At 58.9% G+C, this 17091-nt stretch carries 9 protein-coding genes, 7 pseudogenes and 1 riboswitch; of the genes and pseudogenes, 7 read left to right on the forward strand and 9 right to left on the reverse strand.

The annotated features are described in order from the left end of the window. Positions 1-797 precede the first annotated feature (797 nt). Entirely contained in the window at positions 798-1853 is a 1056-nt protein-coding gene (locus X756_RS150860; protein WP_023730032.1) for a cytochrome-c peroxidase, read from the forward strand. 437 nt (positions 1854-2290) lie between these two features. On the opposite strand, the gene metE is transcribed toward X756_RS150860, so the two are convergent. Continuing rightward, positions 2291-4639, reverse strand: coding sequence for a 5-methyltetrahydropteroyltriglutamate--homocysteine S-methyltransferase (gene metE / locus X756_RS150855; RefSeq protein WP_031238629.1), 2349 nt, complete (start codon positions 4637-4639; stop codon positions 2291-2293). A gap of 92 nt (positions 4640-4731) precedes the next feature. Further along, positions 4732-4933: riboswitch (cobalamin riboswitch) on the reverse strand. Positions 4934-5584: 651 nt separating this feature from the next. Between metE and X756_RS1000000169875 the strand changes: the two are divergent. After that, positions 5585-6022 (forward strand): annotated as a pseudogene (locus tag X756_RS1000000169875) (helix-turn-helix domain-containing protein); the annotation flags it as partial. 602 nt (positions 6023-6624) lie between these two features. Here the strand turns inward: X756_RS1000000169875 and X756_RS1000000169880 are convergent. After that, positions 6625-6846 (reverse strand): hypothetical protein, encoded by a 222-nt coding sequence (locus X756_RS1000000169880; protein ID WP_023730037.1) that lies wholly within the window; start codon positions 6844-6846, stop codon positions 6625-6627. Between X756_RS1000000169880 and X756_RS1000000169885 the strand changes: the two are divergent. The 5 genes and pseudogenes from X756_RS1000000169885 to X756_RS1000000169350 form a co-directional block, all read left to right on the forward strand. Further along, positions 6823-6936: pseudogene (locus X756_RS1000000169885) on the forward strand (transposase); the annotation flags it as partial. The gene X756_RS1000000169880 and the pseudogene X756_RS1000000169885 overlap by 24 nt on opposite strands. 93 nt (positions 6937-7029) lie before the next feature. Beyond that, positions 7030-7182 (forward strand): hypothetical protein, encoded by a 153-nt coding sequence (locus X756_RS1000000169890; RefSeq protein ID WP_245264520.1) that lies wholly within the window; start codon positions 7030-7032, stop codon positions 7180-7182. A 365-nt stretch (positions 7183-7547) separates the two neighbouring features. Then, a pseudogene (locus X756_RS150845) lies at positions 7548-8198 on the forward strand (IS256 family transposase); the annotation flags it as partial. Between the two features lie 1091 nt (positions 8199-9289). After that, positions 9290-10225, forward strand: coding sequence for a phytanoyl-CoA dioxygenase family protein (locus tag X756_RS150840; RefSeq protein ID WP_023730040.1), 936 nt, complete (start codon positions 9290-9292; stop codon positions 10223-10225). Beyond that, positions 10195-10460 (forward strand): annotated as a pseudogene (locus tag X756_RS1000000169350) (hypothetical protein); the annotation flags it as partial. The gene X756_RS150840 and the pseudogene X756_RS1000000169350, both read left to right, overlap by 31 nt. 258 nt (positions 10461-10718) lie before the next feature. On the opposite strand, the pseudogene X756_RS1000000170555 reads toward X756_RS1000000169350, so the two are convergent. The 7 genes and pseudogenes from X756_RS1000000170555 to glyA form a co-directional block, all read right to left on the reverse strand. Continuing rightward, positions 10719-11139, reverse strand: a pseudogene (locus X756_RS1000000170555) (CocE/NonD family hydrolase); the annotation flags it as partial. Between the two features lie 226 nt (positions 11140-11365). Next, on the reverse strand, positions 11366-12415 hold the full coding sequence (locus X756_RS150830) for an NAD-dependent epimerase/dehydratase family protein (protein WP_032999455.1): 1050 nt from the start codon (positions 12413-12415) through the stop codon (positions 11366-11368). Between the two features lie 123 nt (positions 12416-12538). After that, a pseudogene (locus X756_RS01000000165555) lies at positions 12539-13068 on the reverse strand (transposase); the annotation flags it as partial. A gap of 93 nt (positions 13069-13161) precedes the next feature. Next, positions 13162-13761 (reverse strand): adenosine kinase, encoded by a 600-nt coding sequence (locus X756_RS1000000167500; RefSeq protein ID WP_084569911.1) that lies wholly within the window; start codon positions 13759-13761, stop codon positions 13162-13164. Then, positions 13703-14398 (reverse strand): annotated as a pseudogene (locus X756_RS0134445) (adenosine kinase); the annotation flags it as partial. The pseudogene X756_RS0134445 and the gene X756_RS1000000167500, both read right to left, overlap by 59 nt. A gap of 108 nt (positions 14399-14506) precedes the next feature. After that, positions 14507-15682, reverse strand: a complete 1176-nt coding sequence (gene metK / locus X756_RS150825; protein ID WP_023693516.1) for a methionine adenosyltransferase — start codon at positions 15680-15682, stop codon at positions 14507-14509. A 53-nt stretch (positions 15683-15735) separates the two neighbouring features. After that, positions 15736-17073 (reverse strand): serine hydroxymethyltransferase, encoded by a 1338-nt coding sequence (glyA, locus tag X756_RS150820; protein ID WP_023730044.1) that lies wholly within the window; start codon positions 17071-17073, stop codon positions 15736-15738. Positions 17074-17091: the final 18 nt, after the last annotated feature.

Raw genomic sequence — 17091 nt, forward strand, 5'->3', positions numbered from 1 at the left:
GAACCACAATTGAACTCCACAAAATAGGCCAGCGGAAGTGCTATTGCGCCTAAAACCGCCTCTGTCAACGCAAGCTGCGTCGGACGTGCGTGTTTCGCAAACCGAAGATCATCCAATTCACTTCATTACGCCTTGGCAACCGCACAGTTTGCGGTGGCTCCCCGCGCCCGTCAAATGATGACGACTACATGGTCATCGCTTAGGATCTGTGAATCAAGGTGTGAGGCAGTTACAGCGGGTGGACCTGCTCAAGCGCCGCGCCGTCCTCGCGTGATGGGATGTTCGTAGAAGCGGAGCTATATGCCGGTGTGACGATCGATAAAGGCAGAACGGCTATTCCGATACGACATCCATACTGTCGTATAGACCGTCGCTGCTTAGGTATTGAAACCGCCATCGCTGGTGACATCACAATGTGCAGTCGGCGGGTGTCGACAAGGCCGATTACTCAATCAGGAGGTCAGGAGGAACGAATGAACCCTGACGTTTCAGAAGCTCACTTTTCGCTGCCAGTCTTGCGCATGCTGTGACTTTCTCAACCTTGGCTGGAAGATCGCAGTGACCGAATCTACGAAGCCGCCCTCAGGGCGTGCTTTGATGCATACAACTGGTTGCCGAGCAGGGATACTCCTTCTCCCTGAAGCCAATCGAGAAGAGCGATCACTTCCAAGAGGGTCCCAGCTCAGCTGCGAAAACAGGTGTCAGACCCCGTCCTCTCCCTCAAGCTGATCTGGCTCAGGGCGTTCATGAGCCGCAGATCGCATAATGGCTGCGTGGACGACGCAGGAAGACCAATTATGAAAATCCTATTCAGTACGATGGCTGTCACCTTGCTGGCACCCACCGCCTTTGCTGCGGATTCGATCCCCACCGACCTCAGAGATACGGCATTGGCCACCTTCACGGCTTTGCCATCCACCACGCCGACAGTCGCCAACAACCCGATCACCCCGGAAAAGATCGCTCTCGGCAAGGCACTGTTCTTCGATCCACGCGTCTCGGCGTCAGGCGTCTTGTCGTGCAACTCATGCCACAACCTGGCCACCGGCGGCGACGACAATCACGAAAACTCGATCGGCCATGGTTGGCAGAAGGGACAGCGCAACGCGCCGACTGTACTGAACGCTGTCTTCAACATCGCCCAGTTCTGGGATGGTCGTGCCGAAGACCTGAAGGCTCAGGCTAAGGGACCGGTCCAAGCCGGGATCGAAATGGCCAATACACCGGGCCAAGTCATCGCCACGCTCAAGTCCATGCCGCAATATGTCGAGTGGTTCGATGCAGCTTTTCCCGCTGAAGCCGATCGGGTCACCTTCGACAACTTCGCCAAAGCGATCGAAGCCTTCGAGGCGACGCTGGTCACACCGGCTCCGTTCGACAGCTTCCTGAATGGTGATGAGGTTGCCATGACTTCCGAACAGAAACAGGGCCTGGCGCTTTTCATGGACAAAGGCTGCTCGTCCTGCCATGCCGGCATCAACGTTGGTGGGCAAGCCTATTACCCATTCGGCCTTGTGGAACAGCCCAGCGCCGAGGTCCTGCCGGACAAAGACAAGGGCCGATTTACGGTCACCAATGCAGCTGACGATTCCTATGTTTTCCGCGTGGCCCCGCTGCGCAACGTCGCACTCACGGCGCCATACTTTCATTCGGGCAAGGTTTGGGATCTGAAACAGGCCGTTGCCATCATGGGGACCACCCAGCTTGGTGTGGTACTGGCGGACGAAGAAGTCGACCTGCTTGTTGCCTTTCTCAACTCGCTGACCGGAGAGGCACCCGACGTCGCCTATCCCATCCTACCCTCAGAAACGGCGACAACGCCCCGGCCTGTAACGCAGATCTCAGGAAAATAAGGGCCAGCTGGCTGCGGACGTCGCAATCGAAAATGAGTGCGACTTTTACTTGGGCGACACGGAATTGCGACGTCCATCTCCGAATTGGCGGGACGCTAGCAATACCCGAAACCTGCCACCGCGCCGTAGTCTGCGCGAATAAAGTGGGGGCGGACAGACGCAGCAGCATATATTGTGGCCGCCTGAGCGAAGGCGCCAAGCAGTCACTCTAAGAAACGACGCGTGTCCGATTTGTTCGAGGCGCGGGGCCTATATGTCCCCAAGGAACCAATATTATTGCGTAGTGTCACATTTATATTTCTGCGGGATTAAGACACGTGCCGTAGGGAAATTGCACATTTGCGCCGAGTGGCTCATTTCCAAGAGTGTGCCGGTTTGGCATCCACGGCCGACATGAGCCAGCCGGTAGCTCACCACACGGTGAGGAAGGAGAAGCCTCAGGCCACTTTCTCCCGGAGCGCGCGCGCTGCAGCGACCATGTTCATGAGGGCAGGGCGGACCTCCTCCCATTTGCGTGTTTTGAGTCCACAGTCCGGGTTTACCCACAGTTGGCCGTCGGACAGTCGCTCGCGGGCAAGCATGACTAGGTCCGAAATCTCGCAGACCTCCGGCACACGTGGTGAGTGAATGTCATAGACGCCGGGACCGATCTCGTTCGGATATTTGGAGCGCGTGAAGGCGTCCAGCAGTTCCATCTTCGAGCGCGACGTCTCAATCGAAATGACATCCGCATCCATTCCAGCGATCGCGTCGATGATCTCGTTGAACTCCGAATAGCACATGTGGGTATGGATTTGAGTCGCGTCCTTTACACCCGTTGAAGCGATCCGGAAGCATTCGACAGCCCAGTCGAGATAGGCTTTCCAGTCAGATTGGCGCAGTGGCAATCCTTCGCGAAACGCGGCCTCATCGATCTGGATCATCCTTGCGCCGGACCTTTCGAGATCCGTCACTTCGTCGCGGATGGCGAGCGCGATGTGGCGGCAGGCTTCGGAGCGGGGTACGTCGTCGCGAACAAAGGACCAGTTGAGAATGGTGACTGGGCCTGTGAGCATTCCCTTCACGGGCTTTTCCGTAAGCGACTGGGCGAATTGCCACCAGCGCACCGTCATCGGATTGCGCCTCGATACGTCCCCGAAGATGATGGGGGGACGCACGTAGCGCGACCCATAGCTTTGTACCCAGGCATGCTGGGTGAAGGCGAAGCCAGACAGCTGCTCGGCGAAATGCTGAACCATGTCATTTCGTTCGAACTCACCGTGCACCAGCACGTCCAGCCCGATCTCTTCCTGCCAACGAATTGCCGACTCGATCTCCTTCTTCAGGAAGATCTCGTAGTCGACATAGCTGAGCTGGCCCTTCGCATGATCGGCCCGCGCGCGGCGTACCTGCGGCGTCTGCGGGAAGGACCCGATTGTCGTCGTCGGGAACGGCGGCAGCCCGAGCGCGCCGGCCTGGACTCTGGAGCGCTCGCCAAAAGCGCTCTCTCGTCGCTTCATGCTATGGTCAATGCTGGCGATCCGCCCCTCAACAAGCGGGTCATGGATCTTCGTGGACGTCACGCGAGTGGCGGCAGCCTCGGCAGTCGCTTTCAACGCGCCTGCCACCGCATCCCTGCCTTGGGACAGGGCCCGGGCCAGCAAGACCAGCTCGTCGGTCTTCTGGGCCGCGAAGGCGAGCCACGACCTGATGTCGGCCTCGAGTTCCGTCTCCATGCGCAGGTCAATCGGCACATGCAGCATCGAGCAAGAAGGCGCGATTTCGACGCGGTCCAAGGGCCAGCCGGCGACGATCGGTTTGATGCGGTCGAGAATGGCGGGCAGGTTCGCACGCCAGACGTTGCGGCCATCGATCAAGCCGAGCGAGAGCACCAGATCCTTCGGAGCGAGCCGACCCACCGTTTCCAGCTGCTCGGGAGCGCGCACGAGATCAATATGCAGGCCGGCCAGGGGCAGAGAAACCGCGGTTTCGAGATTGTCTCCCAGCGACCCGAAATACGTAGCCAGCATGATCTTCAGCTCGGGCGCGGCTTTCGACAGCTGGCCATAGGCGAATTCGAACGCAGCTCGTTCGTTCGGGTTCAGATCGAGGACAAGCGCTGGCTCATCGATTTGCACCCAGTCGGCTCCCGACAGCTTCAGCCTCTGCAGAAGCTGCTCGTAAACGGGCAGCAGCTGCGGTAGGAGCGCGATGGGACCGAACCCTTCGGCAGGCGATTTCGCCAGCTTGAGGAAGGTGATGGGTCCAAGGATGACTGGGCGTGTGTGAATGCCGAGAGCTTTAGCCTCGAGGAAGTAATCGACCGGCTTCGTTGACGAGAGGGCGAACGTCTGATCATCATCGAGCTCCGGCACAATGTAGTGGTAGTTGGTGTCAAACCACTTGGTCATTTCCATCGCGGTTACACCAGGTCCATGAGCCGCCTCCTGGTGACCTGCGTGTCCACAATCCTCCGTCTGACCCTTGTTGCCGCGCGCCATTGCGAAGTAGATGTCAAGTGGGACCTCGCCGCTATTCCAGCCGTACCGGGATGGAATGGCGCCGACCGTGGCTGCGGTGTCGAGCACATGGTCGTAAAGCGAGAAGTCGTTCGACGGGATTTTTGACACCCCGCGATCGCGCTGCTCCTCCCAGCTAGCGGCACGGAGTGCCTTCGACGTCCCAAGAAGGTCGCCAGCGGACGATTTTCCGGACCAGTAGCTTTCAAGGGCGAATTTCAGTTCTCGCCGACGACCGAAGCGCGGCACGCCGAGCGTTGCTACAGGAATTTGCTGAGAGACAGTCATGTCATACCCCGATGGTTGGGGCGTCGGTGACAAGGAAGGCGCTAGCAGGCCCGGCACGCCCGGGTTGCAGCGGCCACCGAGACACCCCGCCCGTGGACGTAATTCGTCGTGGCAGGTCTCCAGGCTCGCGGGGTCATAGCCTCTACCCGTCTTCCCGAGGTATTCGCCTCAGTGACATGAGTGGGGTTGGCTCGCCGCTAACAGTTGCGGGGGCAGCGCCGGCATCGCACCGGCTTCCCTCTTAGCTCCGCTGCGGCAGCACCGCACGCGAGAACCACGACACGCCAGACAATCACAGCAACCCGCTCTTTTGTCAATGATGCAATAACGAAATGTTTATGTCGTTATGTGATCGTGTTTTTACGCCTTTGTCTAACATTGTGAAATATTCAGTCGCCCATTAGCGGCGCTGCACCGTTGCCACCATTGTCCAACTAATGGATTCCTGTCGGGCTGCGACGTCCCTCGCGATCGCCCGGACAAGACTTCAAGCGCGTGACAACGTTAGAATGCAGAAGATCGCATTGGTGGCCATGTTTGACGATGCGCCCGCAAGCCGTGCGTGCGTGGCAGAAGCGGTTTTCACGAGTGAGCGCCAAACGTGTTCCGAGGGGAAATGGCACGCCAGTCGTCATCACGGATGCCTAGTACCGTTCGACAGATTGTGATGGGTTGTTTTAGCGCAAAATCGGAAGCGCTTCCGGAGGAATTCGGACGGCCCCGGGCGTGCGCGAGATGAGGCCGGCTTTTTCTAAAGTGATCACCATCTGGTGGACGGACGGAGCGGTGACGTCGAGTGGCGCTGCATGTCGGCTCCGGCCGGGGCTGTTTGAAGATCCGGGCATAGATGAAGGCCAAATACTGGCCTTAAAGCTGCGTAAAGCGCGGCTGCGGCGCGGCTTGTCGTTCGCCAAGTGACTGACTAATCTCGGGATTCGTCTGCGCCTGCACGCTGAAGGAGGTGCAGGTGAGTATCGGAAGGTGATCAACTTGACGCGCTCACGCAAAAGCGCACAGATCCTCTTGGCCGCGAACGACGGCGTGAGCGACGAGGTGATCGCCGCAACCCTTGAAGGTCTCGGGATCGACGATTTGTCGGACAGGGCGCCGCTTTGTGGAAGCGAACCTGGAGGGAGCGCTCACCGAGGAGCCGCGACCCGGCGTTGAGCGCAAACTATCGAGCAAGGAGGAGGCGCTTTTGCTGGCGACCGCCTGCTCAAAGCCGCCACCGGGACGGGCCCGCTGGACCTCGAACTCCTGGCCGAGGAGATGGTCCGGCTCACCGACCATGAAGAGCTGTGTTCTGAGACCGTCCGCCGACGGCTGGCGGAGAACCATCTGAAGCCCTGGCGCAAAGACATGTCGTGCATCCCCAAGATCGACTGAGAATACGTCGCCCGCACATGCAGCGAGATTGAGTCTGATCCAATTTTACACACGATGACGTAATTGCTGCCGTCGCTCCTTTGAACGAAGATTCGGCTGATGGCAAAAGCCGCCGACCATTGAGATCGAGGAGGCCGCATTGAAGCAATATGTCGGATTGGATGTGTCGCAGCGAGAGACCAGTGTTTGCGTCGTCGATGAGGTCTGTCTTCCAAGGAAAAATGAAGTCCGATCTGGGAGCATTGACCGAGTTGCTCCGCAAACGCGCACCTCACGCCGAGCGCATCGGATTCGAGACGGGCGCCATCTCCAGCTGGCTGGCATGAGCAAAACGGGTCGGAATGCCGGTTGTCTGCATTGATGCTCGACATGCGAAGGCGGCACTTTCAGTTCGAATGAACAAAAGTGATGAGAACTATGCCCGCGGCCTTGCCGAGCTGGTTCGCGTCGGCTGGTATCGGGAGGTCAAGGTCAAAAGCACAGAGAGCCAGTCAACCCGGTCCCTCCTGGTGGCTTGATCGCGACTTATCGCCATCCGCCGCGATCTCGAGAACCAAGTCCGGTCAATGCTGAAAGAGTACGGGCTGCAGTTCAGTCGCTCAATCGGTGCGCAGTTTCGGCGAAAGGTCCAGGCGTTGGTTGTCGACGGGCATCAGCTTCGATCCGTGATCGAGCCGCTTCTGACCCTCCATGAACAGGCTTGCAGGGAATAGGAAAAGCTGGACCGGCAGGTACGACGCCTTGTTCGTGAGGATGACACCACGCGCCGGCTTATCACGGTTCCTGGCGTCGGCGTCGTGACGGCGTTGACTTACTGCCATACGATCGATGATCCTTCGCGCTTTTCCTCGGCCAGTGACGTCGACGCCTACCTTGGTCTGAGACCGCGGCGAAAACAATCTGGGGAAACAGATGTCAACGGCCGTGTCTCACGCTGGGGGAGATCGGCTGTTGCGGACCTATTTATACGAAGCGGCCAGCGTCCTCATGCACCGGACAAAGAAATGGTCGATGCTGAAGGCGTGGGGCGTTCGCCTGTCGAAGCGGATAGGTATGAAAAAGGCAAAAGTGGCGGTAGCTCGCAAGATCGCGTTCTGCTCCACTGGCTCTGGGTTAACGGCACCAGCTTTGAGTGGGGCGGCGAAAAGATGGCGTGACAACCCGCGCTCGATCCCAATCGCGGGTCCGCTTCCGAAACCCGTGATGTCCCCGCCGGGCGGTGGTTGTGGTGACCTCGTTGAATCGGCTGACGTTGACTTCGAACTTCGTTGCACACGTTGAGGCGCCCAACCCGAACATCATCATGAGGCACTCGACCTCGGAAAGGAAATGACCCCGGCGATGACAGAGCGAAACTCGGATTGACAATCACCCGCAATTAAAGGGCCGATTCACGCTCATAGCATCTGAAACCACACCTCGCCGGGCTTGCCCTTCGGCAGGTCGGCTAGGTGTGCGCTTAGCGTGCGCGGTAAGTTTGTTGAACTCTTCCACGATCCAGGCATCCTGCGCCGGATGGCGCGTCAACGCGGACGGCCGGCGCGAGGTACTGGGCATGGAGATTGGCACCTCGGAGGCCGAGCCGATCTGGACAGAGTTCCTGCGCAAGCTGACACGTCGCGGCCTGCGCGGCGTCAAGCTCGTCGTCTCCGATGCTCACGAAAACCTCAAGGCGGCCGTCACCAAGGTGCTGTGCGCGACATGGCAGAGGTGCCGCGTCCACTTCATGAGGAACGTGCTGGCCCATGCCGGCAAGAGCGGCCGCAGGGTCGTCTCAGCCTTCATCGCCACCGCTTTCGCCCAGGAAACGCCCGAGGCCGCGTCCGTACAATGGCGCGCCGTCGCCGACCAGATCCGGCCGAAGGTGCCGAAGCTGGCGACAATCATGGACGACGCCGAGCCCGACGTGCTGGCCTACATGACCTTCCCCAAGGAACATCGCGCCAAGCTCCACTCGACCAATCCGATCGAACGTCTCAACGGCGAGATCAACCGGCACACCGAGGTCGTCGGAATCTTCCCGAACGACGATGCGATCGTGCGCCTCGCCGGCGCAATCCTGCTCGAACAGAACGATGAATGGGCAGTGCAGCGGGCCAGATATATGACTCTGGAAACGATCAGCCAGATGAGCGATGATCCCCTGATCAGCCTGCCAGCCGTGGCGCGCTGATCAGCCCGGCCCATGCCGGAGAGCACGGCGACTAATGCCGCCAGCTACACCACGCCGCGGGACACGATCGCCACACTGATGCATTCGACCGGATCTTCCTCAGGCGCAGAATTCTCTGCAGTCAGTCGTTACCTAAGCATAGACCATTTGCGAAGCACAAGAAGGAGGCGCTGAGGGCACTCCTTCATGCAGCCAATAGTCTGTGGCGGACGACCACATCACCTTTTGCTGAACTTGACGCACGCAACCCGCTGCTCCGATTTGGCGATGTGCCACGGCGATCGAACAGGGCCCTGACTCCTCGCGTTTGTCTGACCCGGTACAAAGGCCTATTCAGTTGTTCGTTTTGCTCCAGCCTGAACGCTGAAAAGCAGCCAAAAAATCTCTTTTCACTCGATAGCCAGGTTGGCATAAATTTTGAGAGGTTCATTGACGTCGGAAGCGACGCCGACTTGTATCACAGCAAACCGATGCTCATCGTGAGGAGTAAGGATTTCCCATGTCGATGTCTATCTTGATAGATGAAGTCTCTTGCGCAAGACAACTCAACGCCCGCAATGCAAAAGTTATTGATAGCTGTGGCGCTAGGGGGCGAGGCGTATTCGCAGCTCTGGATCTTTTGCCTGGAGAAATTGTTGTTAAAGGGGTAGTTGCTCGCATGGAGCGTAGTCGGACAACGAACTCCATTCAACTGGATTGGAATGTCCACGCCTTGTTCGAGGGGCCAGCGGTCATTTTAAATCATTCTTGCGATCCCAATTTAGCTATAGTTCCGAATCATCTGGGAGCGTACGATTTTATCGCTGTGCGTCAAATCGCTTCTGGCGACGAAGTGTGCTTCGACTACGCTACGACGGAATCCGAATGCATCGGTGTATCAGTCTGTCTTTGCTCAGCGGCAAATTGCCGAGGTTCAGCCGCAGGCTTTGACAAGTTGCCCCGTGGTCATCCGTTGGTCGTGTCGGGATTCCACGCGCCGTACCTCTCTCTACAAAGTCCTTGGCGATTTCCAAAAGGATAGGGATTCTGCAATTAGGCGGATTCTAGCATTTGCTTTGGCCCCCTTCATAACCTCGAGGAGCATGCGTGGCATGTCTACCCTGCATGATACTGTTGATGCAAATGACACCCGCTTTGTGAATGCGGTTGATATAACTTTGGACCAGGGCGAAAGCTTCAAAAAGAACGGATTCCTGAAGATCAACGGATTGTTTAGTCCCGCCTGCATACAGGCTCTCAGAGAGGCGGCCTTGCTGAACATCAGGTCAGCGTCCGACCTCGACACAAAATACGGAAGCGGGTTCAAGCGGCTGACCTATGGCCTAGGGCAGACTACAGCGTTGCGACACATCTACACCGCCAACTCATTCCGCAAGGCAGTGGTCGGCCTTATCGGTGACCCGCTCATAGTGAGCGAGGGTCTGGCCTTCGAATTGAGCAAAGGCGAGACCGGCTTCACTTGGCATTACGACTCTCTTAGCTTCCGTTTCATTCGGCCAGTCGATCCAGGATACAGCATCTGGGTTCCCTTGAATAGGATCGATCCGGATAGGGGCGGGGGTATGGCTTACATCCCAGAGAGCCTATTATCTGGGCTTTTCAATTTTCAGCTCTCAAGTTTGCTTTCAAAGAAGATGCGCAAGGGTGGAGATATTAGCGTCATGTCATCACCACTGCAAAAAATATTCTCTACGTCGAGCCTACTGGAGGAAGTTTTCGAGGAGAATAAGTTGGAAGACGAATTTGACCTGGGAGATGCGCTACTGTTTACAAAGTCGGTTTGGCATCGAACGACCCCCTTGAAAAAGAGCGGACCTGAATCGCGTCTGGCTATAGCCATTCGTCTTCTAGATTGGCGTTCCCGTCTAGACCGAGGGATGTTTGAGGGAGAAACGGATAGCGGTGGGGGTATGGGGATGGGCGTCAACTGGGGAAAGCCAAAGCAAACATTTTACGGATCGCAATTTGTCGATGTTGCTGATGGAGATGAGCTTCGCAAATCTCGCTTTTGCGGGCCTATTATCTGAAGCCGATCAACTACATGCTCAGACGCTGGGCCGACTTCGCCCGCTTCATCGACGACGGCACCTTCGCCGGTTCCCAGCGCGGCGCCGTTGTGCTTACGACATCGACCCGAAAGCCGGCTCGCCGATGTCCTGGCCCGCATTGCCGATCTTCCCGCCTCGGTCTGCACGAATTACTGCCCTGGCATTGGAAGTGCCGGCGCGAACCGACAAGTCCGCCGACCAGCAGGCCGCCTGACCTTCACGCATCGCCATCATAGAGCCCGCCGCGCCCACGCGCGCGTGCCGATCATGCGGCCTTCGTCGTATGCGTACAGTCTAACGTTAACTTGAATTCTTCGCAGGCAGCATAGGCGACGAAGGCCACCGTTTCGGGATTGCCTGGCTGCCGGCTGGAACTCGAGATCTTCATGCCGACGCGTGAGATTGACGGGGGCGCCATGGCGATGGCCCAAGCGGTAGTGTCCCAGTCCAGATTGTCACGCATCTGCGCGCGGCCGAGATAATGGATGTCGTCATTATAGCGGTCGTCGGTTGAGCACAGTGCGATCACGGTTTTAAGCGCGGCGGGCGGCGACCTGGAGCCCGTTGAAGCCGCCACAGCTAATGCCGATATGCCGACCGCGCCCCGAGCACCAAGGCTGTTTGGTCAACCATTAGATGACGGCGAGGCAGTCATCCTGCTCCTGCTTCAGATACTCGCCCTTCAAACGCCTTCACTGTCGCCGGTGCCACGCATATCGACACGTACGCCAGCGTAGCCATGACCGGCGAAGTAGGGATAGGTGCGCATCACGTTCCGCCGTTTCCTCGCGGTTGCGATAAGGCAGGTATTCGAGGACGGCAGGAACCGGATTGGCCTCGGCGTCTTCGGGGAGCCAGTGCGGGCAGCTAGTTTCACACCCGGTATTCGGCATCTGCGCCGCCGAGACAACCTGCCGCATTAACAAGAGATCCGTCAGATGAAAGGCATCCGTGTGGTCGCCGATTTCCCGCGCAAGGTGCGCGAGATTGAGAACCTGTGGATCCCGATGCCAGATGGCATAAACATCAATAAGCGCTTCTCTCTTGATAGATTGACGCCGCGTATGTGGCGAACACTTCTGTTCTGGCTTCGGAGCAGCGATCGTTTGCACATTCCTTTTATCTTTCTGTATCAGCCACCGTTCGCGCCTTCCACGCTGCGAGCATTCCCTCTTCCTTCTCCGGCGTAAGCGCGAAATCGGGCTTGGCCCTGCGCCCTGGAGGCACCGCGCTGGAATTCCACCAGGCAAGGGTATCGCGCACCGTCTCGGCAAGAGGGCGGTGGGTGAGTCCAGACCTTAGGGCCTTGTCGAAGTTGATGCTCGCGGAGCCCAGAGCGTCGCCGCACAGCGGCACCCAAGGCACGACCTCATCCACACCATTCTCCTCCAGGAAGTCATAGTCGTCGATCCAGGTAAAGCGTACGTCGTTCTCAGAGACACCGAGGGATGCGCGCACCCCGGTGAGGAAATCGGTCATCGACAGCGGAGTGCGCGGACCCGCCACGTTGTAAGTGCCGGTCGCCTCCAGTTCCACCATCCGGATCATCCACTCGGTCAGATCGCGCACGTCCATAAATTGTACGGCGTCCGTCCGACGACCGGGCGCGAGTATTTCGCCGCCGCGCTCGACGCGCTGCGGCCAATAGGGGAAGCGGTACGTAGTGTCCCCCGGGCCGACGATGTAGTGAGGCCGCACAATGATAGTTCTCCCGAGGAATGCCTTTTCGACCTCGATCTCCGAGAGCGCCTTGCGTACGCCGAAGCTGCTCCACCCATTGGACGGGTTCTCTATCAAAATCGGCTTCACAGCCTCGCTAATGTTCGTCGTGACGTAGGGGAAATAGACGCCGGTGGAGGACACATACATGTAAAGCTTTGCACGATCCCGCAGCAACTCTGCAGACAACCGGACCCAAGCCGGGTCGGTGGCGGAGTTGTCAATGACGGCGTCCCATGACGCGGCTTTCAGCGAGTCAAGGTCGTTGCTCCTGTCGCCGCGCAGGTACTGGACGCCTGGAGGGAGATCTGCCTGCCCGAGCCCGCGGTTGAAGACGGTCACGGTGTGTCCTCGCTGGACGGCGTAGCGCACCTCGTGGGCTCCGATGAAGCCGGTACCGCCCAAAATGAGGATGCGGAGCGGAACATTGGTCTTCTGGATGGGAGTCATTATGTCAATCGTTCGATTAGAGGCCATCGACTGATTCGAAGTTGTTGGCAATACCAGGAGCCATTTTCAATTTCTGTCCAGGGATTTTTATCCTTCGCATGGACTAGTGCCTTTCCACAGAGATTATGCCTCGTTGACGGGATAGGCTTTGCAGAGTTTTTCGCGAGCCTTCTCGGTAGTGAACATCCACTGGATCTGAGCGCCTTCGGCGTTGCGCAGCTGTTCCCGAGCGGCGACCTCGGCGAGGATCGTTTCCTTGTCATCGATGCGACTGTCCAAGCATTGGCTGCGCAGGACGCCGATTTCGATTTCCACCATATTCAGCCAGCTGGCGTGTTTTGGCGTGTGGTGGAACTGAAGCCGCTTCAGCACCCGGCGAGCCTCCGGTGCGGGGAAGGCGTCGTAAAGCGCCCCAGCTGAGTGGGTGGAGAGGTTATCCATCACCACCCGGAAAATCGAGGCCTCGGGATAGTCGACGTCGACCAACTCAGCATGCACTCGGCGAAGTCTTGGTTGATACGCCGGTCGGTGACCTTCACCCGGCGCCAGGGACGGTGTGCGTCGAGGAAGACGAACAGATTAACGGTGCCGTTGCGGCAGTCATAGCGCTCAGGCTAGCCCGGCTGAGCGGGAATGGGCTCACGCATCTCTCCGAAGCGAATGGCTGTCGCTATCAGCGAGCTTTGACACAGTTCCGCCACTGCGGTCATCGCGTCAGTAGGGCGGCTGGTTAGTTGCCCGCGCATCTACAGCAACCCAGCCCCTTCCGCCTCGCGGCGCAAATTCTGCCTTGGCCTTGGGCCGATCTGCTGGATCACCAGGCCGGCCGCCAGCGAGCCAAGGTCGCCGCAGGTCTTGAGGTTGCGGCCCTGCGTGTAGCCATGCAGGAAACCGGCGGCGTAGAGGTCGCCGGCGCCGGTGGTGTCGACCAACTCCTTGATGGCGGTCGCCTCGATGACCACGGTCTCGTCGCCGCGCACGATCACTGAGCCTTTTTCGGAGCGGGTGACGGCGGCAATCTTGCAGTCCTTGCGGATCTGAGCCAGCGCCTCGTCGAAGGATTTTGTCTGGTAGAGCGACTTGATCTCGTGGCTGTTGGCAAAGACGATGTCGACAGTGCCCGAGCGCATCAGCTCGAGGAACTCGTCCCGGTAGCGGTCGACGCAGAACGAATCCGACAAAGTCATCGACACTTCGCGTCCGGCCTCGTGTGCGAGCTTCGCCGTCTGCCGGATCGCCTCCTTGGCGCGCGGCGGATCCCACAGATAGCCCTCGAAATAGGTNAGCCAGCGCCTCGTCGAAGGATTTTGTCTGGTAGAGCGACTTGATCTCGTGGCTGTTGGCAAAGACGATGTCGACCGTGCCCGAGCGCATCAGCTCGAGGAACTCGTCCCGGTAGCGGTCGACGCAGAACGAATCCGACAGGGTCATCGACACTTCGCGTCCGGCCTCGTGTGCGAGCTTCGCCGTCTGCCGGATCGCCTCCTTGGCGCGCGGCGGATCCCACAGATAGCCCTCGAAATAGGTAACCTTGGCGCCGGATGCCTTGTCGGCCTCGACATCCTCAGGGCCAAGCTCGACGCAGGCGCCGAGATAGGTGTTCATCGAGCGCTCGCCGTCGGGCGTGACGAAGATCATAGAGCGCGCCGTCGGTGGCTGTCCCTGGAGCGGCCTGGTGTCGAAGGCGACGCCCTGGGCATGGATGTCATGGGCGTAGATCTCGCCGAGCGGGTCGTTCGATACCTTGCCGAAGAAGGCGGCGCGGCCGTCGAAGCTGGCGACGCCAGCGGCGGTATTGCCGGCACTGCCGCCGGAGGCCTCGATCGCCGGGCCCATGCGGCTGTAGAGCAGTTCGGCGCGGCGCGTGTCGATCAGGTTCATCGCGCCCTTGATGATGCCGTTGATCTCGAGGAATGCCTCGTCGCACTGGGCGATGATGTCGACAATGGCATTGCCGATGCAAAGCACGTCATAATCCGGCATCAATGTCTCCGCCAAAAAACCCGAGCCGGCTTCTCGCCACGCCTGCCAGGCGCGGGTCTGCCCGGTGGAAATGGGCTTTCCGCTTGCCAATCCGTTCGCCGGCGGCTCTCACGGGGCGGCGAGTCCTGCCTCGCGACGCAATTCGTCCGCCCTGTCTGTCTTCTCCCAGGTGAAATCAGGCTCTTCACGGCCGAAATGGCCATAGGTCGCTGTATTGCGGTATATAGGGCGTAAGAGATCAAGCATCTTGATAATGCCTTTCGGTCTGAGATCGAACAACTCAAGAATGAGGCGCTCGATCCTGCTTTCCTCAACCCTGGCTGTCCCGAACGTGTTGACCATGACGGAAACCGGACTGGCCACGCCGATTGCGTAAGCAAGCTGCACCTCGCACACGTCCGCAAGTCCGCTAGCGACGATGTTCTTTGCGACATAGCGGGCTGCATAGGCAGCCGAGCGGTCAACCTTGGACGGATCCTTGCCCGAGAAGGCGCCGCCGCCATGACGACCCATCCCGCCATAGGAATCGACGATGATCTTGCGTCCAGTGAGACCGCAGTCGCCGCGCGGCCCGCCGACTACGAACCGCCCCGTCGGGTTGACCAGAATTCTGATGCCTTCCGTCTCCAGGTGGGTCGGCAGGACAGGCTTTATGATTTCCTCAATGACGCCCTCGCGGACAGTCTCTTGCGAGACCTGCTCGTCATGTTGCGTCGACACGACGATGGTATCCAGGGCGACCGGGCGCAACCCCTCATAGCGCACTGAGACTTGGGATTTCATGTCAGGACGCAACCAGCCAAGCTGTTGTGCCTTCCGGACATACGCCTGCCGTTTCGTCAAGCGATGAGCGAGCTGGATCGGCAAAGGCATCAGGGTATCGGTTTCGCGGCATGCGTAGCCGAACATGAGGCCCTGATCTCCCGCTCCCTGCTGGAGGTCTTGCCCTCTTCCCTCGTCAACGCCTTGGCTGATGTCGGGCGACTGCTCGGTGAGGGCATGAACGACGGAGCAACGCCGGCCGTCAAAGCCGACGGCCTCGTCGTCGTACCCAATGTCGAGAATCGTATCGCGCGCAACTTGGCTGTAATCCACCTGGGCATCGCTGGTGATCTCGCCAGCCAGAACGACTATCCCTGATTTTACCAACGCTTCACAGGCGACGCGCGCCTTGGGATCTGTGCGGAGGATGGCATCGAGGATGGCATCCGAGATGTTGTCGGCCAACTTATCCGGGTGCCCCGCGCCAACCGATTCGGAAGAGAACACGAACTGCCTAGCCATGAAAACCTCGCTTCGGATGTTGGATGTGGTATGGGCATTTTGCTTGGCCCACCTTACTTGTCGGAGATGCCCGGGACCTCGAACGCAGCGCACAAGTCGGCAACGTCTTTTCGCACGCAGGCATGGAGATCTTCGTCGTCTGGCCGCTGGAGGACGGAGTCAATGAAGCCAGCAATTTGCACCATTTCCACATCGCGCATGCCCATTGACGTCACTGCTGGCGCCCCCAGGCGAATTCCGCTTGTGACCGCCGGATGCCGCGGGTCGCCAGGCACCATATTAAAGTTTGTGATGATTCCTGCCTTTGCTAGTCGCTCGGCATAGGCCTTGCCCGATAATGGCCGATCGCGAAGATCAAGGATCAGCATGTGATTGTCCGTCCCCCCGGTAACCAGGTCATAACCTCGCTCAAGCAGTGCATGTGCCAGAGCCTTGGCATTCTTGACCGTCTGTTGGCCGTAGCTTCGGAAGGACGGGTTCGCGGCTTCGTGCAAGGCAACCGCTAGCGCAGCGATGGCATTCATGTGAGGTCCGCCTTGCAGGTGAGGGAAGACCGCCCGGTCTATTCGTCTGGCGAGATTGTATTTGCTCTTTGTATGATACAGGGCCTGATAGCGATCTTCGTTCCTTGACAAAATGAAGCCACCGCGGGGACCGCGGATCGACTTGTGGGACGTGCTGCTGACCACGTCGCAATGGCCCACGGGATTCGGGTGCGCTCCCGCGGCAATCAGGCCGCTGATGTGCGCAATGTCGGCTACGAGATAGGAGTTCGCTTCCAGGGCAATTTCTGCCATTGCCGCGTAGTCAAAGACACGCGGGTAAGCGGTTCCGCCGACCCAAATGAGCCGCGGCCGTTCCCGCTTGGCTGTCTCGCGCAAGCGGTCATAGTCAATCTGCTGTGTCTTTTCATCTAGTCCATAGGGCACGCGTTGATAGTCAGTTCCGGAAAAGTTGATGGCCCAACCATGAGTCAGATGGCCCCCTTCCGGAAGGGGCAAGCCCATGACTTTGTCACCGGGACTCAAAAGCGCACGATAGACAGCCTGGTTGGCCGGCGAGCCGGAATAAGGCTGGACGTTGGCATGCTCGCTGCCAAATAGCGTTTTCAGGCGCCCAATGGCCAGATCCTCAAGCTCATCAACGATCTCGTTTCCAGCGTAGTAGCGCGCGCCGGGGTACCCCTCGGCGTACTTGTTCGTGAAAATCGAGCCGTTCGCTTCCAGCACGGCCGAGGACGCAAAGTTCTCTGAGGCGATGAGCTTGAGGGTCGTCCGCTCCTGCCGCTCCTGTCTCAGAAGCAGCTCGTGGACGCGGCAATCAACCGCGGCCAAGGAAGACCGCCCGTGGGTGTCCGGCTGTGCGATCGCGCCGTCTGCGGAGTTGTCCATGGTAGCTTCGCGCTCCAA

The organism is Mesorhizobium sp. LNJC405B00 (assembly GCF_000502615.1).
Taxonomy (GTDB): domain Bacteria; phylum Pseudomonadota; class Alphaproteobacteria; order Rhizobiales; family Rhizobiaceae; genus Mesorhizobium.

Bases quoted from the DNA above. Each gene is read 5' to 3' on its own strand.
- X756_RS150840 (WP_023730040.1), top strand. From the start codon at position 9,290: ATGTCTACCCTGCATGATACTGTTGATGCAAATGACACCCGCTTTGTG.
- X756_RS1000000169890 (WP_245264520.1), top strand. From the start codon at position 7,030: ATGGTCGATGCTGAAGGCGTGGGGCGTTCGCCTGTCGAAGCGGATAGG.
- X756_RS150830 (WP_032999455.1), bottom strand. From the start codon at position 12,415: ATGACTCCCATCCAGAAGACCAATGTTCCGCTCCGCATCCTCATTTTG.
- metE (WP_031238629.1), bottom strand. From the start codon at position 4,639: ATGACTGTCTCTCAGCAAATTCCTGTAGCAACGCTCGGCGTGCCGCGC.
- X756_RS150860 (WP_023730032.1), top strand. From the start codon at position 798: ATGAAAATCCTATTCAGTACGATGGCTGTCACCTTGCTGGCACCCACC.
- X756_RS1000000169880 (WP_023730037.1), bottom strand. From the start codon at position 6,846: ATGGCAGTAAGTCAACGCCGTCACGACGCCGACGCCAGGAACCGTGAT.
- metK (WP_023693516.1), bottom strand. From the start codon at position 15,682: ATGGCTAGGCAGTTCGTGTTCTCTTCCGAATCGGTTGGCGCGGGGCAC.
- glyA (WP_023730044.1), bottom strand. From the start codon at position 17,073: ATGGACAACTCCGCAGACGGCGCGATCGCACAGCCGGACACCCACGGG.